We start from the raw sequence: 13,331 nt of genomic DNA, 5'->3' as shown, positions 1-13,331 counted from the left end.
GCGCGCCCACCGTCTCGGCCGCGGCCACCAGCAGCGGCCGCTCGCCGCCCCCTGGTCCCGCGCCCCCCGGCCCGGAGGGGACCAGCAGCACCGGCGTGCCGCGGCGCAGCTCGCTCACGGCGCGATGCACCGCCCGCAGCGCCAGGGCCGCGGCGTCCGGCACGAGGGGCCCGATTTCGGCATCGTGCCCGCCCCGCATCGCCATGCCTTGCCTGCCTGTCATGCCCGTGCCTGTCCTCGTTTCCTCGTCCGTCCCGAAGCCGGCAACCGCCGCCTTGGCGGGAATGTTGGGGGCGGTGCGGCGTTGACCAGCCTCTAGATTGGGACGCCGGGGCGGGGAATCCCAATTTTCTTGTCGCATGCCAGGGCTTGCCCCCGGGCGCGGCTGAGGCCACGATGGCCGCTTGGTGGCTTCCGGGAGCGAATCGCTTGCCCCGGGAGCATCCGCGGGCCCGCGGGCCCGCCTACTGGCGAATTCGGGAGAGCGCATGACCGGCCCGAGGCCGATCCTCATCGTGGACGACGATGACGCCCTGCGGGCGACGTTGTCCGAACAACTGGCACTGGACGGCGAATTCGCGCCCGTCGAGGCGGCGACAGCCTCGGAGGCCTCCGGGCACCTGATGTCGCCCGACTCGCGCTGCGATGCCGTGCTGCTGGACATCGGCCTGCCGGACGGCGACGGGCGCGAACTCTGCGCCCGGCTGCGGCAGGACGGGATCAAGATCCCCATCATCATGCTGACCGGCGCCGACGCCGAGCAGGATATCGTGCGCGGGCTCGATGCCGGCGCCAACGACTACATCGCGAAGCCCTTCCGCATCGCGGAACTGCTGGCGCGGCTCCGCGCCCAGCTCCGGGTCTTCGACAATTCCGAGGACGCGGTCTTCGTCATCGGGCCCTACACCTTCCGCCCCTCCGCCAAGCTCCTGCTGGAGCCGCTGAAGGGCCGCAAGATCCGGCTGACCGAGAAGGAGGCCGCGATCCTGAAGTTCCTCTACCGCGCCGGCGGCCGGCCGGTGGGGCGGCAGGTGCTGCTGAACGAGGTCTGGGGCTACAACGCTGCCGTCACCACGCACACGCTGGAGACGCACATCTACCGCCTGCGGCAGAAGATCGAGCCCGACCCGGCCAATGCCGCCCTGCTGCTGACCGAGGGCGGCGGCTACCGCCTCGACCCCCAGGCCGGCCGCATCGCCGCCTGAGGCGGAACGAAAGCCGGGCCGGAAGGCCCGGCTTTCCTCATGCGCCCTCCTCCGGCGCCAGGGCCAGCTCCCGCAGCACCTCCAGGAACACGCCGAACCGCTCGGCCCCGATCCGCGCCGCCCACTCCGCCTGGAGCCCCCGCATGCTGGCCCAGATCGCCTCCGCGATATGCCGGCCCTTCGGCGTCAGGTGGATCAACCCCCGTGCCCCCCGCCGCTCCAGATAGCCCTGGCGCACCAGCTGCGCGATGGCATGGTGCGCCGCCTGCCGGGACATGTTGAGCCGCCGCGCCAGCTCCGAAGGCCGCGCCCCGTCCGGCAGCGGATAGGAGAAGACGGCCAGATGCGTCTCGTGCACGTCCGTGCCGCCGGCGGCGCGGATGGCCGCCTCCACCCGCCGCCGCGCCTTCTGGAAGCACAACCGGGCCAGCGCGCCCACGAAGGGCGGCCCCTCCGCTCTCTTCTCGCTTGACGTCATTGTAAAGTCTCTTTACGAATTTCCGTAAAGAGACTTTACGAAGGGAGGGCGGGAATGGAAACCTCGATGGAGCCGGTGACCGTGCGGATCGGCGCGCTGGACCTGCGCTTCCTGGTCGATGAGCACCACGGCGCGGGCGAGATGATCCTCTTCGAATTCACCGTGCCGCCCGAGGCCCGCGTCCCCGCGCCGCATCACCACGCGGCGGTGGACGAGGCGGTCTATGGCCTCGCCGGCATCCTGACCGTGACGGTGGACGGCATCCCCCGCGAGATCCGCGCCGGCGATGTCGCCTTCATCCCCCGCGGCGCTGTCCACCACCACGAGAACCGCCACGAGGAGATCGCCCGCGCTCTGGTGCTCCTGACGCCGGGCTCCATCGGCCGCGCCTATTTCGAGGAGATGGCGGCGGCCGTGGCCGGGCCGGACAGGCCCGATCCCGCGCGGGTGAGGGAGATCATGCTGCGGCATGGGCTGGTGCCGGCCTGAGGACATCGCCCCGTCCTGCCGCTTCCCGCCTTGACGCCCCCCCCCCCCGCCTTGACGCCCCTGGGCCGCCCGGCCGACCCTGCACCGGCCGGAGCGGAGACCCTGCCTTGACCGAGATGGCCACGCCCAACCTCCCCTCGCGCGATTTCGCGGCGACCGCGCGATTCTTCGCGCGCCTCGGCTTCCGGGAAACCTGGCGCGACGCGGGCTGGATGATCCTGCGGCGCGGCGGCCTCGTCCTCGAATTCTTCCTCCAGCCCGAGCTCGACCCGGCCCGCAGCGGCTTCGGCTGCTGCCTCCGGCTGCAGGACGCCGAGGCCTTCTTCCAGGCCGCGCGCGCCGCCGGCGTGCCAGAGGCCGACACTGGCTGGCCGCGCGCGCACCGCCCCCGGCGGGAGGCCTGGGGCGGTACGGTGGGCGCCCTGGTCGATCCGGATGGAACCCTGTTCCGCCTGGTGCAGGAGCCCGGCTGAGCCCCCGATCCGCGCCTCAGACCCAGCGGCTCAACCCCGGCGCCTCAACCCCGGCCGCCCAGGAAGGGGTTGGAGCGGCGCTCCTCGCCGAAGCTGGAGCCCGGCCCGTGGCCGCAGAGGAAGCGGATCTCGTCCCCGAGCGGCAGCAGCTTCCGCTCGATCGCGGCGATCAGCGCCGCGCCGTCGCCATAGGGGAAGTCCGTCCGCCCGACCGAGCCGCGGAAGATCACATCCCCCACCACCGCCACCCCGAGCGCGGTGGAGACGAAGACGACATGGCCCGGCGTGTGGCCGGGGCAGTGCAGCACCGCGAAATCCTGCCCGGCGATGGACACCGTCTCGCCCTCGGCCAGCCAGCGGTCCGGCGTGACGCTCTCCAGATCCGTGATGCCGAAGCGCGCGCCCTGCTCGGCCAGCCCCTCCAGCAGGAAGCCGTCGCGCCGGTCCGGCCCCTCGATCGGCACCGGCCCGCCCTGCCGCGCCTCCAGCGCGCGCTTCAGCGCGGCGGCGCCCCCGGCATGATCCAGATGGCCATGGGTGAGCAGGATGCGCTCCACCGTGAAGCCCGCCCGGTCCAGCCCCGCCAGGATGCGCGGCACATCCCCGCCCGGATCGACCACGACCCCGCGCCCGCTCTCCGCATCCCAGATCAGGGTGCAGTTCTGCTGGAAGGGCGTGACCGGAATCTGGGCGGCCTGGAACTGGGACATGACGCCCGCGTGCCATAGGGGGCGGGGGTGGGTCAACGGGGAGGCGTCCTCGGCCTGCGCGTCTGCTGTCCGGGCCGCTGCTTCGGGGGAAGGCTCTGCCTTCCCCCGGACCTCCATCCGCCAGGAGGCTGAGCCTCCTGGACCTGCTTGAGAAAGCAATCACTCTTCCGTAAAGTAATCCTCGTCGATTCTTTTAACGACTACGGTCCGGTCCACGCGGACGCCGACTTTATACTCAATGATCAAATCCGAAAATCTGCCGCCGTCGATCAGGATCACGCGTTGCGGAATGTGCCGCACATAGTTGATCGCCTGCGCGCTGAAGGTTGATGTTGTGACGAATACACCCTTTGTTGCGCCTAAACCAACTAGGCTGCCCACGAAGCTTTGTATTTCTGGCCGTCCAACCCCTACATGCGAGGCATAGCGTTTTGCCTGAACATAGATTCGGTCTAGACCCAATCTGTCTTCATCAATAACACCATCAACGCCACCATCGCCGCTTTGTCCGAGCTTTAGTGCTGCGCGATCATGGCTTCCGCCATAGCCCATTGCGACCAGAAGATCGACAATCATATATTCGAAGAAGGCCGGGCTTTGCGCCAGGATGCGCTGAAGGAGTTCGATCTTGAGCGCGGCGTGAATCAAGCCATGGGCGGCATCTATTTGCTCTTCAGGCGTGGCTTCTGAAGTCGCGGCTGCCTGCGACACGAATTTTTCTTCCGGACTGACCTGACTGCCACTCTTCTGATAGAATTCAAGAAAAGATGGGAAGTTCTTAAGAATTTCCACATCAATCTTGACTGGATTGCTTTCGAGAAGCGCATGCCCGGCGGTGCTGGCCACAAAGCGGCCTCGGCCAGGGCTTTCAATCAGCCCTGCCTTTGTCATGTAAAACTTTGCCCAGTGTACCCGATTATGAAGAAGGCGCTGCCGGCCGCTCGGAAGCATTTCTTCCCGTTCCTCGGCTGTCAGTTCAAGCGCATCTGCAAGCTGTTCAGCAGCTTGTGGCACGCGGCTTTCGCCCTTGGCCGCAATGCGAAGCACAGGCAGCATGAGTGTCTGATAATCAGGAATTGGCAAAGTATTTCCTCCACCTCATGCTCAAGTATAGCAATGGATTCTTGTGCTGCCAGAGGCATCAGCGGGCAGGGGTCGGCAGAGCGGGCAGCGATCACCATTGCCGAGCTGCGTCTACACCCTCATCTTGACAAGAGGACTAAATTCCTACAACCTCCAACTTCCCCCATCCCTGGAACGGCCCCCATGTCCAGCCCCACCACCCCTCCCCCCTGGACCCCGCTCTCCGACGCCGCCTGGGCCGCTCTCCAGCCTCATCTCCCGCCGCTCGCCCCCCAGGGCCGCCGCACGCCGGACCTCCGCGCGCGCATGGACGCCATCTTCCACATGGCCCACCAGCGCGGCGCGCCCTGGAAGAATCTCCCGGCACATTTCGGCCGCCCCGACACCGTCGCCCGCTTCTTCCGCCGCCTGACGCATGCGGGCTTCTGGCACCGCATTCTGAAAGCCTTGGCGGAAGCCCCGCCGGACCATCCGCTGAAGGCCATCGGGCACACCCTCTGCCGCGCCTGCCGCCGCGCCGCGCGCCTCGGTGGCCTGCCGCTCCTCCTGCTCATCCGCCGCCTCGGCCTGCGTTCGGCGCTGGATGCACCCCCCTGGCTGCTGCCCGATCCGCTTTTGTCCGAAACCCTGCTCGCCTGGCCGCTCGGCCCGCGCCCCACCCGCGAGACGCTGCGCGCCCTGGCCCGTCTGCTGCGCGATGCCGCCGGGCGGCGCTCCATCCCGCGCTCCGTCCGCCTCGGCTGGCCATGACCGCCTTGCCCGCGCCGCGCCGCTGCGGCAAACCCCCGGGACTTCGCTCGTTCGGAAAAAGGGACCCACGCAATGGCGGTCAAGGACGTGAAAAAGGTGGTGCTCGCCTATTCCGGCGGGCTGGACACTTCCGTCATCCTGAAGTGGCTGCAGACCACCTATCAGTGTGAGGTGGTGACCTTCACCGCCGATCTCGGCCAGGGCGAGGAACTCGGCCCGGCCCGGGACAAGGCCCTGATGCTCGGCATCAAGGAAGAGAACATCTTCATCGACGACCTGCGCGAGGAATTCACGCGGGACTTCGTCTTCCCCATGTTCCGCGCCAACGCGCTGTACGAGGGCTGCTACCTGCTGGGCACCAGCATCGCCCGCCCCCTGATCGCCAAGCGCCAGATCGAGATCGCCGAGCAGGTCGGCGCCGACGCCGTCTCCCACGGCGCCACCGGCAAGGGCAACGACCAGGTCCGCTTCGAGATCGGCTACTACTCCCTGAAGCCGGACGTGAAGGTCATCGCCCCCTGGCGCGAATGGGACCTGACGTCCCGCACCCGCCTGCTGGAATTCGCCGAGGCGAACCAGATCCCCATCGCCAAGGACAAGCGCGGCGAGGCCCCCTTCAGCGTCGACGCCAACCTCCTGCACAGCAGCTCCGAGGGCAAGATCCTGGAGGAGCCGTGGGACGAGCCCCCGGAAATCGTCTGGCAGCGCACCATCCGCCCCGAGGACGCGCCCGACGTCGCGACCGAGATCACCATCGAGTTCGAGCGCGGCGACGCGGTGGCCATCAATGGCGAGCGCCTCTCCCCCGCCACCCTGCTGACCAGGCTGAACGCCCTCGGCAAGGCCAACGGCATCGGCCGGCTGGACCTCGTGGAGAACCGCTTCGTCGGCATGAAGTCCCGCGGCTGCTACGAGACCCCCGGCGGCACCATCCTCCACGCCGCCCACCGCGCCATCGAGAGCATCACCCTGGATCGTGAGGTCGCCCACCTCAAGGACAGCCTGATGCCCAAGTACGCGGAGCTGATCTACAACGGCTTCTGGTTCGCGCCTGAGCGCCGGATGATCCAGGCGATGGTCGATGAAAGCCAGAGGAGCGTCAGCGGCACCGTCCGCCTGAAGCTGTACAAGGGCAACACCATCGTGACGGGCCGCCAGTCCCCGAACAGCCTCTACTCCATGAAGCACGTGACCTTCGAGGACGACCAGGGCGCCTACGACCAGTTCGACGCCCAGGGCTTCATCAAGCTCAACGCGCTGCGCCTGCGCCTCGGCGCCATGGCCGGCCGCAAGGGCGGCGCTCTCTGAAAGGCATCGGGGGTGCCGTTCCGAAGGCGCCCCCACGCCTCCTGAAGGGGCGAAACCGGCCGGACCACGCGGCGTTAGGCGTCCATCGGAACCCGTCAGGGTTTCTCGACACAGTGGAGGAACGCCGCATGACTTTCCGGATCACCCGCCTCACCCTGCTCGCCGCCGCGATGACGGCGGGCGCCTCCTTCGCTCAGGCCCAGAGCTACAACACCGGGGCTGGCCCGATCACGGGTTCCTCGGCCTCGACGCCGGCCGCGCAGTATCCCCAGACCGGGCAGCAAGGCATGCAGGGCCGGCCGATGCATGGCCATCGTCCCATGGGCTCGGCCGCCCCGATGGGCAGCAGCGGCGGAATGGCAGGCAGCGGTGGGGACATGAGCGGCGGCAGGTCCACCACGCCGAACGATCCGCTGGCCGGCGTCACACTGCCGTCGCAGCCCGGCGTTGGAAACGGTGCCTTCAATGGCGGTGGCCTGGTGCTGGAACACCTGCCCGACGGCACGACCCGCGTGGTCCGCTGACGGCCGGCGCCAGGGCGCCCGATGAAGGAAAGGCCGGGCGATCGCCCGGCCTTTCCGCGTTCAGCCCGGGGATGCACCCCGGAGGCGATGGTCTAACCCCAGGGGCCGCGGGACCGCTGCGGGCCGGGTCGGACGCGGCTCCACGGGCCGGGGGCGGTGCCAGCGGCCGGGCGCGCCGCCATCTCCGGGATGCCCGAACGACCCCCGCCACGGCTCTGGCCCGTCATCTGCCGCAGCGCCGCCACGCGGTTCTCGGTCTTCGGATGGGTGGAGAAGAGGTTGTCCATCCGCGCGCCGGAGAGCGGGTTGACGATGAACATATGCGCCATGGCCGGATTGTTCTCGGCCGCCTGATTGACGAAGGCGAGGCGCCCCTGCTCCAGCCGCAACAGGGCATTGGCGAGCCCCGCCGGATTGCCGCTGATCTCCGCACCCACCCGGTCGGCCTCGTACTCGCGGGAGCGGCTGATCGCCATCTGCACCAGCATGGCGGCGAGAGGGGCCAGTATCATCATCAGCAGCGTGCCGATCGGCCCCAGGCCGCGACCGTCCCGGTTGCCGCCGAACAGGAAGCCGAACTGCGCGATCATGCCGATGGCGCCGGCGAGGCACGCCGTCATGGTCATGATCAGCGTGTCGCGGTTGCGGATATGCGCCAGCTCATGGGCGATGACGCCGGCCACTTCCTCGGGCGGCATGCGGTTCAGCAGCCCGGTGTTGACGGCGACCGCCGCGTTCTGCGGGTTGCGGCCGGTGGCGAAGGCGTTCGGCTGATCCTCATGGATGATATAGAGGGCCGGCATCGGGATGCCGGCGTTGCGCGCCAGCCGCTCCGTCATGCGGTAGAGCTCCGGCGCGTCCTGCGGCCCGATGGGCTGGGCATTGTTCATCCGCAGCACCATCTTGTCGCTGTTCCACCAGGCGAAAAGATTGGTGGCGCAGGCGAAGAGAAAGGCCACCATCATGCCGCTCCGCCCGCCGATGGCGCCGCCGACGACGACGAAGAGGGCGGTCATGGCCGCGAGCAGCAGGGTCGTGCGCAGGTATCCGTTCATGCCCCTCTTTTCCTCAGCACCCTTTCCACCCCAGATGGGAAGCATGACGACACTTCCACAAGAGGCCGACCGCCCGGCCGGCCCCGCCCAGACCTCCACCCCGGCGCCTGCCGCCGACCAGGCGGCCCGTCCCGTCCCCGGCCCCATGCCCAAGGAGATCGACGGCCCCGCCGGGCCGGAACCCACGCGCTATGGCGACTGGGAAAGGAAGGGCCGCGTCAGCGACTTCTGACCGGAATGGAAAGCGAACCGTCTGGGGCGGGCGCCGGCGCGGCGCACACCAGATCTGGTGGCTGAGAACGTTACCGAACGTCAGCGATTCGTTCGCGCGACTCGGAGCATGGCCTTGATTCGAGAGGGCGCGCCCGTGTAACCGTTCAGGTTCTGTTCGGCTGTGTCGCGGGTGCGAGGCTGAGCCAGAGACTGACCGCCAGGACCCCCAGGCCCGCGGCGAGCAGCGCCGGCACCGCCCCCGCCAGCGCCATGGCCAGGCCGAAGACGCCCGGCCCCGCCGATTGCCCCAGGAAATAGCTGAAGGCATGCAGGGCGACGGCCGAACCCCGCGCCAGGGGCGCCACCTCGGTTACCCGCACCTGGATGCTGTTGTGCAGCATGAAGAAACCGAGCCCGATGAGGAAGCTGCCGCCGATTCCGGCCCAGGGCCGTTCCAGCCCCCAGGCCAGGGCGGTGGCGGTCATGCCCAGTGCCACCAGGCCCCCGGCCAGCCGCATCATCGCCGCCTGCCCGATGGCGCGCAGCAGGAAGGCCGCCAACAGCGCATAGCCGAAGCCGCCGAGGCCGAAGGCGGCGATGGCGATCCCGGCCCGCAGCGTGCCATGCCCGTCCTGTCCCAGCAGGACGGCCAGGAAGGGCATGGGGCCGAAGACCAGCATGCCCTCGATGAAGACGCCGCCATAGAGCGGGCGGGCGCGCGGATTGGCCAGGATGGCCCGGTAGCGCCGCGCCACCTCGGCGGGGGAGGGGGCCGGGCCCGGCGGGGCGGCCGCCGGCTGCCGCCGCGCGTCGCGCCAGAGCACCGCCCAGGACAGCGCCGCCGCCGCGGCGCAGACCCACATCACGCCCCGCCAGCCGACCAGCGGCGCGATCCCGCCCGAGACCGCCCCGCCCGCCAGCTGGCCCAGGATGGCGCAGGCCAGCACCCGGCTGATCGCCACCTGACGCTGGGCCATGGGCACCGAATCGCCGAACAGGGCGAGGGTGAGGGGAAAGATGCCGCCGGCCGCCAGCCCGGCCGCGATCCGCGCGGCGAACAGCCCGTCCAGCCCCGGCGCCAGCGCGCAGAGGGCCAGCGTCACCGCCAGCAATCCGATGCAGAGCAGCACCACGCGGCGCTTGCCGAAGGCATCGCCGACCGGGCCCAGCACCGGCTGCACCAGCGCGTAGGGCAGGGCGAAGGCGCTGGCGAGCAGCGCCACGCGCTCATGCGGCGCGGCGAAGTCGAGGGCCAGCTCGGCCATCAGCGGATCGAGCGCCCGCCCGGCCAGGGCGCCGGAGAAGCCCGCGAAACCGAAGACCACGATCATCCGGCGCAGCGTCCGGGGATCGGCGAAGGGGTTGTCCATGCCGCCGATGCTGTGGGGCGACGCCGGCGGCGGCAACCGGGGCGCAGGAGAATCCATGCGGCTCAGCCCTCGCTGCGTCCCCCCGGATAGGCCGGCCGGCCATCGCAGAGCGGCAGCCAGGGGAGGCGCTCGGCGGCCTGGGTGTGGTCGGCCGGCGGCAGGGCTCCGGGATCGTCCAGGCTGGCGATGGTGATGTCGATCTCGTCCGGCAGGTCGTCATGCCGGTAGGTCAGGCTGGTGCCGCAGGCGGCGCAGAAGCCGCGCCAGACGCCGGGACTCGACTCGAACAGGCCGAGCCGGCCGGTGGTGCAGCGGAAGTCGCGCCGCGCCACGCTGAACCAGGCGACCACGGGCGCGCCGGCCGCGCGGCGGCAGGAGGCGCAGTGGCAGAGCGTGGCGTGGAAGGGCGTGCCGCCCGCCGCGTAGCGGATGGCGCCGCAGAGACAGCCTCCGGTCAGCATCGGTCCCTCTCCTCCCGCAGCCCCGCGAAGAAGGCGCGCAACAGGGTGGCGCATTCCGTCTCGCGCAGGCCACCCACGATCTCCGGCGCATGGTGGCAGGAGCCGGCGGCGAGGACGCGCGCGCCATGCTCGACGCCGCCGCCCTTCGGGTCATAGGCCCCGAAGGCCAGCCGCCGCACGCGGAAGAAGCTCGCCGCCTGGGCGCACATCGGGCAGGGCTCCAGCGTCACCGTCAGGGTGCAGTCGGGCAGGCGGGGCTCGCCGCGCGCCGCGGCCGCCTGGCGCAGGGCCAGGATCTCGGCATGGGCGGTGGGGTCGCAGAGCTCCTCCACCCGGTTGCCGGCGCGGCCCAGCACCGTGCCGTCCGGCGCGGTGACCACGGCGCCCACCGGTACCTCGCCGCGCGCGGCGGCGGCGCGCGCCTCCTCCAGCGCGAGGGCGATGGGGCTGGGGGCGGAGGGGCCAGGGCTGGGCATGCGGCGGAACCATCGGTGGGGAACGAATCCGGCAGCGGGCAGGGCCAAGCCTGCGCTATCCTCGGCGGCCACCGCATCCCCGGCCACCGTATCCAGGGAGTTCCGCCATGTACTTCACGATCAGCCAGAACGCCTCCGGCCAGTACTACTGGAACCTCAGATCCGCCAACCACCAGATCGTCGCCGGCGGCGAGACCTACCACAACAAGCGCGACTGCCTGGCCGCGATCGAGCTGGTGAAGGGCACCGGCGCGGCGACGCCGGTCAAGGATCAGACCGCGGCCGCCGCCGGCAGGACCGGCGGCTGAGCCGGCGCGGGTCCGGGGAGGCCCTCAGCTCCCCGGCCCGATGAGCTGCCCGCCATCGACCACGACACTCTGCCCGGTCACCCAGCGGGCGCGGCGGGAGGCCAGGAACAGCACCACATCGGCCACCGCCTCGGGCTCGCCCAGCCGGCCGGAGGGGATCTGGCGGCGGATCTCCTCGTAGAGCGGCGCGCCCTCCAGCCGGCGCTTCTCCCACATGCCGCCGGGGAACTCGATGGAGCCGGGCGCCACGGCGTTCACCCGGATGCCGCGCGCGGCGTACATCTTGGCCTGGCTGCCGGTGTAGTGGTCGATCGCCGCCTTCATCGCGCCATAGGGCGCGCTGCGGGCGCTGGCGCGCAGCGCCGAGATCGAGGAGACGTTGACGATCGCCCCCGCCCCGGACCGCTCCAGGAAGGGCAGCGCCGCCTGGCTGGCGCGCACGGTGGCCATCATGTCGATGTGGAAGGCGGCGGACCAGCCGGCCTCGTCATCGGTGGAACCGAAGCCGGAGGCGTTGTTCACCAGCACGTCGAGCCCGCCCAGCGCCGCCGCCGCCTCGGGGATGAAGCGGGCGATCTGCGCCGCCTCGGCGAGGTCGCAGGGCGCGGCGAAGGCGGTGACGCCGAGCGCCGCGATCTCCGCCCGCGTCGCCTCCAGCGCCTCGGCGCCGCGCGCGCAGATCGCGACCGCGGCACCCTCCTGCGCGAAGCCCAGCGCGATGGCGCGGCCGATGCCGCGGCTGCCGCCCATCACCACCACGCGTTTGCCGCTCAACTGCATCGGGGCCTCCCTCGGATTCTGAAATGCATTGTTCTCACCGGGCGGCGGGGCTAGCAACCGCAGCCATGCGCACCCTCCCCCTGATCGGCCTGACCCTCGATGCGGAACAGCCCGGCGGCTATTCCAGGCTGCCCTGGTACGCCCTGCGGCAGAACTACTTCTCCGGCGTCACGGCGGCGGGCGGGCTGCCGGTCGCCCTGCCGCACGAGCTGTCGCTGGCCGGCGCCTATCTCGACGAGATCGACGGGCTGCTGGTCACCGGCGGCGCCTTCGATGTCGATCCGTCGCTCTATGGCGGCGGCCCGGCGCATCCGACGGTGGCGCTGAAGCAGGGGCGCACCGCCTTCGAGCTGGCCATGGTGCGCGGCGCGCTGGAGCGGGACATGCCGGTGCTCGGCATCTGCGGCGGCGAGCAGCTGCTGGCGGTGGCGCTGGGCGGCACGCTGATCCAGCACATCCCGGACAGCATCCCCGCGGCGCTGGCGCATGAGCAGCCCAACCCGCGCACCGAGCCCGGGCACGAGGTGGCGATCACCGGCGGCACGCTGCTGGCGCGCCTCGTGGGCGTGCCGCGCATGGCGGTGAACTCGGCGCACCACCAGGCGGTGGCGGCGCCGGGGCCGCGCGCGGCGGTCAACGCCGTGGCGCCGGACGGGGTCATCGAGGGGATCGAGAGCACCGGGCACCGCTTCGCCCTCGGCGTGCAGTGGCACCCGGAATACGCCGTGGACCCGAGGGACCAGGCGATCCTGGACGGGTTCGTCGCCGCCTGCCGCGAGGCCGCCGCCGCGCGGAGGGCCGCATGAACGGCGAGGAGACGGCGGAGGGCGGCCCGGCCACGGAGGAGCGCGGCGAGCGCATCGCCAAGTGGCTGGCCCGCGCCGGGGTGGCCAGCCGGCGCGACGCCGAGCGGCTGATCGCCGAGGGCGCGGTCTCGCTGAACGGCCGCGCGGTGGAAAGCCCGGCGACCTTCGTCGGCCCGGAGGACCGGGTGACGGTGGGCGGCAAGCCGGTCGGCGCGCCGGAGCGCACGCGGCTGTTCCGCTACCACAAGCCGCCCGGGCTGGTGACGACGCACAAGGACCCCGAGGGGCGGCGCACGGTCTTCGAGGAGCTGCCGACGGCGCTGCCGCGCCTGGTCTCGGTCGGCCGGCTCGACCTCAATTCCGAGGGGCTGCTGCTGCTGACCAATGACGGCGCGCTGAGCCGCAAGCTGGAACTGCCCGGCAATGCCTGGATCCGCCGCTACCGCGCCCGCGTGCACGGCCGTGTCGATGAGCGGGCGCTGGCGGCGCTGGCCCATGGCGTCACGGTGGAGGGCGTGGCCTACGGCCCGATCGAGGCGGGGCTGGATTCGCGCCAGGGCACCAATGCCTGGCTGACCGTCTCGCTGGCCGAGGGCAAGAATCGCGAGGTGCGGCGCGTGCTGCAGCATCTCGGCCTCACCGTCACGCGGCTGATCCGCACCGCCTACGGCCCCTTCACCCTGGGGCCGCTGCCGCGCGGCGCGGTGGAGGAGATCAACGCCAAGGTGCTGCGCGAGCAGCTCGGCCTCGACGCGCCGCCCCGGCTGCAGCGCGGCGTCGAGCGCGCCGCCCAGGCCCGCGCCGCCGCCGAGACCGCCGCGGCCCGCGCCCTGGCGCAGGGA

18 protein-coding genes and 1 pseudogene are annotated in these 13,331 nt (G+C 71.0%); 10 read left to right on the top strand and 9 right to left on the bottom strand.

The features are described 5' to 3' along the window. A pseudogene (locus ACVMLK_RS16255) lies at positions 1 to 223 on the bottom strand (hypothetical protein); the annotation flags it as partial. Positions 224 to 488: 265 nt separating this feature from the next. On the opposite strand from ACVMLK_RS16255, the gene ACVMLK_RS16250 reads away from it, so the two are divergent. Continuing rightward, positions 489 to 1,205 carry a response regulator transcription factor gene (locus tag ACVMLK_RS16250; protein ID WP_198365151.1) on the top strand — a complete coding sequence of 239 codons (717 nt, stop codon included), beginning with the start codon at positions 489 to 491 and terminating at the stop codon, positions 1,203 to 1,205. Between the two features lie 37 nt (positions 1,206 to 1,242). Here ACVMLK_RS16250 and ACVMLK_RS16245 read toward each other — a convergent pair whose 3' ends face one another. After that, the gene (locus ACVMLK_RS16245; RefSeq protein ID WP_457486983.1) at positions 1,243 to 1,683 is read right to left on the bottom strand and encodes a MarR family winged helix-turn-helix transcriptional regulator; all 441 of its coding nucleotides are present in this window, start codon (positions 1,681 to 1,683) and stop codon (positions 1,243 to 1,245) included. Positions 1,684 to 1,737: 54 nt separating this feature from the next. Between ACVMLK_RS16245 and ACVMLK_RS16240 the strand changes: the two genes are divergently transcribed. Together ACVMLK_RS16240 and ACVMLK_RS16235 are read left to right on the top strand one after the other, a co-directional pair. Continuing rightward, a complete protein-coding gene (locus ACVMLK_RS16240) occupies positions 1,738 to 2,172 on the top strand; it encodes a cupin domain-containing protein (RefSeq protein WP_457486982.1) in 435 nt (144 codons plus the stop codon). 107 nt (positions 2,173 to 2,279) lie between these two features. Continuing rightward, positions 2,280 to 2,645, top strand: coding sequence for a bleomycin resistance protein (locus tag ACVMLK_RS16235; RefSeq protein WP_457486981.1), 366 nt, complete (start codon positions 2,280 to 2,282; stop codon positions 2,643 to 2,645). Positions 2,646 to 2,689: 44 nt separating this feature from the next. Here the strand turns inward: ACVMLK_RS16235 and ACVMLK_RS16230 are convergent, their stop codons facing one another. After that, entirely contained in the window at positions 2,690 to 3,355 is a 666-nt protein-coding gene (locus tag ACVMLK_RS16230) for an MBL fold metallo-hydrolase (protein ID WP_198365155.1), read from the bottom strand. A gap of 159 nt (positions 3,356 to 3,514) precedes the next feature. Then, positions 3,515 to 4,411 (bottom strand): restriction endonuclease, encoded by an 897-nt coding sequence (locus ACVMLK_RS16225; RefSeq protein ID WP_457486980.1) that lies wholly within the window; start codon positions 4,409 to 4,411, stop codon positions 3,515 to 3,517. Positions 4,412 to 4,621: 210 nt separating this feature from the next. On the opposite strand from ACVMLK_RS16225, the gene ACVMLK_RS16220 reads away from it, so the two are divergent. The 3 genes from ACVMLK_RS16220 to ACVMLK_RS16210 all read left to right on the top strand — a co-directional run bounded on the left by ACVMLK_RS16220 (position 4,622) and on the right by ACVMLK_RS16210 (position 7,020). After that, a complete protein-coding gene (locus ACVMLK_RS16220; RefSeq protein WP_457486979.1) occupies positions 4,622 to 5,188 on the top strand; it encodes a transposase in 567 nt (188 codons plus the stop codon). A gap of 72 nt (positions 5,189 to 5,260) precedes the next feature. Further along, positions 5,261 to 6,496 carry an argininosuccinate synthase gene (locus ACVMLK_RS16215; RefSeq protein ID WP_457486978.1) on the top strand — a complete coding sequence of 412 codons (1,236 nt, stop codon included), beginning with the start codon at positions 5,261 to 5,263 and terminating at the stop codon, positions 6,494 to 6,496. Positions 6,497 to 6,624: 128 nt separating this feature from the next. After that, positions 6,625 to 7,020, top strand: coding sequence for a hypothetical protein (locus ACVMLK_RS16210; protein ID WP_457486977.1), 396 nt, complete (start codon positions 6,625 to 6,627; stop codon positions 7,018 to 7,020). 92 nt (positions 7,021 to 7,112) lie between these two features. Here the strand turns inward: ACVMLK_RS16210 and htpX are convergent, their stop codons facing one another. Further along, the gene (htpX, locus tag ACVMLK_RS16205; RefSeq protein ID WP_457486976.1) at positions 7,113 to 8,075 is read right to left on the bottom strand and encodes a zinc metalloprotease HtpX; all 963 of its coding nucleotides are present in this window, start codon (positions 8,073 to 8,075) and stop codon (positions 7,113 to 7,115) included. 43 nt (positions 8,076 to 8,118) lie between these two features. On the opposite strand from htpX, the gene ACVMLK_RS16200 reads away from it, so the two are divergent. Continuing rightward, positions 8,119 to 8,307, top strand: coding sequence for a succinate dehydrogenase assembly factor 4 (locus tag ACVMLK_RS16200; RefSeq protein WP_198365161.1), 189 nt, complete (start codon positions 8,119 to 8,121; stop codon positions 8,305 to 8,307). Positions 8,308 to 8,452: 145 nt separating this feature from the next. Here ACVMLK_RS16200 and ACVMLK_RS16195 read toward each other — a convergent pair whose 3' ends face one another. The 3 genes from ACVMLK_RS16195 to ACVMLK_RS16185 form a co-directional block, all read right to left on the bottom strand. Then, positions 8,453 to 9,658: an MFS transporter gene (locus ACVMLK_RS16195; protein ID WP_198365162.1), complete on the bottom strand. Its 1,206-nt coding sequence runs from the start codon at positions 9,656 to 9,658 to the stop codon at positions 8,453 to 8,455. 62 nt (positions 9,659 to 9,720) lie between these two features. Further along, on the bottom strand, positions 9,721 to 10,119 hold the full coding sequence (locus ACVMLK_RS16190; protein ID WP_457486975.1) for a GFA family protein: 399 nt from the start codon (positions 10,117 to 10,119) through the stop codon (positions 9,721 to 9,723). Then, complete coding sequence (locus tag ACVMLK_RS16185) at positions 10,113 to 10,595, bottom strand: nucleoside deaminase (protein ID WP_457486974.1); 483 nt, start codon at positions 10,593 to 10,595, stop codon at positions 10,113 to 10,115. The genes ACVMLK_RS16190 and ACVMLK_RS16185 overlap by 7 nt, the downstream gene beginning before the upstream one ends. 107 nt (positions 10,596 to 10,702) lie before the next feature. Here ACVMLK_RS16185 and ACVMLK_RS16180 point away from each other — a divergent pair, with 107 nt between their 5' ends. Next, complete coding sequence (locus ACVMLK_RS16180) at positions 10,703 to 10,903, top strand: YegP family protein (RefSeq protein ID WP_457486973.1); 201 nt, start codon at positions 10,703 to 10,705, stop codon at positions 10,901 to 10,903. Between the two features lie 24 nt (positions 10,904 to 10,927). Here ACVMLK_RS16180 and ACVMLK_RS16175 read toward each other — a convergent pair whose 3' ends face one another. Beyond that, a complete protein-coding gene (locus ACVMLK_RS16175) occupies positions 10,928 to 11,683 on the bottom strand; it encodes an SDR family NAD(P)-dependent oxidoreductase (RefSeq protein WP_457486972.1) in 756 nt (251 codons plus the stop codon). Between the two features lie 65 nt (positions 11,684 to 11,748). Between ACVMLK_RS16175 and ACVMLK_RS16170 the strand changes: the two genes are divergently transcribed. Both ACVMLK_RS16170 and ACVMLK_RS16165 read left to right on the top strand, forming a co-directional pair. After that, positions 11,749 to 12,489, top strand: a complete 741-nt coding sequence (locus tag ACVMLK_RS16170; RefSeq protein ID WP_198365167.1) for a gamma-glutamyl-gamma-aminobutyrate hydrolase family protein — start codon at positions 11,749 to 11,751, stop codon at positions 12,487 to 12,489. Then, on the top strand, positions 12,486 to 13,331 hold an 846-nt coding region (locus ACVMLK_RS16165), incomplete at its 3' end, for a pseudouridine synthase (protein WP_457486971.1). The genes ACVMLK_RS16170 and ACVMLK_RS16165, both read left to right, overlap by 4 nt.

The organism is Teichococcus aerofrigidensis, assembly GCF_054073225.1.
This window is presented reverse-complemented; position numbering and strand designations above follow the sequence as displayed.

Bases quoted from the DNA above. Each gene is read 5' to 3' on its own strand.
- ACVMLK_RS16215 (WP_457486978.1), top strand. From the start codon at position 5,261: ATGGCGGTCAAGGACGTGAAAAAGGTGGTGCTCGCCTATTCCGGCGGG.
- ACVMLK_RS16180 (WP_457486973.1), top strand. From the start codon at position 10,703: ATGTACTTCACGATCAGCCAGAACGCCTCCGGCCAGTACTACTGGAAC.
- ACVMLK_RS16195 (WP_198365162.1), bottom strand. From the start codon at position 9,658: ATGGACAACCCCTTCGCCGATCCCCGGACGCTGCGCCGGATGATCGTG.
- ACVMLK_RS16230 (WP_198365155.1), bottom strand. From the start codon at position 3,355: ATGTCCCAGTTCCAGGCCGCCCAGATTCCGGTCACGCCCTTCCAGCAG.
- ACVMLK_RS16200 (WP_198365161.1), top strand. From the start codon at position 8,119: ATGACGACACTTCCACAAGAGGCCGACCGCCCGGCCGGCCCCGCCCAG.
- ACVMLK_RS16220 (WP_457486979.1), top strand. From the start codon at position 4,622: ATGTCCAGCCCCACCACCCCTCCCCCCTGGACCCCGCTCTCCGACGCC.
- ACVMLK_RS16175 (WP_457486972.1), bottom strand. From the start codon at position 11,683: ATGCAGTTGAGCGGCAAACGCGTGGTGGTGATGGGCGGCAGCCGCGGC.
- ACVMLK_RS16210 (WP_457486977.1), top strand. From the start codon at position 6,625: ATGACTTTCCGGATCACCCGCCTCACCCTGCTCGCCGCCGCGATGACG.
- htpX (WP_457486976.1), bottom strand. From the start codon at position 8,075: ATGAACGGATACCTGCGCACGACCCTGCTGCTCGCGGCCATGACCGCC.
- ACVMLK_RS16170 (WP_198365167.1), top strand. From the start codon at position 11,749: ATGCGCACCCTCCCCCTGATCGGCCTGACCCTCGATGCGGAACAGCCC.
- ACVMLK_RS16185 (WP_457486974.1), bottom strand. From the start codon at position 10,595: ATGCCCAGCCCTGGCCCCTCCGCCCCCAGCCCCATCGCCCTCGCGCTG.
- ACVMLK_RS16245 (WP_457486983.1), bottom strand. From the start codon at position 1,683: ATGACGTCAAGCGAGAAGAGAGCGGAGGGGCCGCCCTTCGTGGGCGCG.
- ACVMLK_RS16190 (WP_457486975.1), bottom strand. From the start codon at position 10,119: ATGCTGACCGGAGGCTGTCTCTGCGGCGCCATCCGCTACGCGGCGGGC.
- ACVMLK_RS16240 (WP_457486982.1), top strand. From the start codon at position 1,738: ATGGAAACCTCGATGGAGCCGGTGACCGTGCGGATCGGCGCGCTGGAC.
- ACVMLK_RS16250 (WP_198365151.1), top strand. From the start codon at position 489: ATGACCGGCCCGAGGCCGATCCTCATCGTGGACGACGATGACGCCCTG.
- ACVMLK_RS16225 (WP_457486980.1), bottom strand. From the start codon at position 4,411: ATGCTGCCTGTGCTTCGCATTGCGGCCAAGGGCGAAAGCCGCGTGCCA.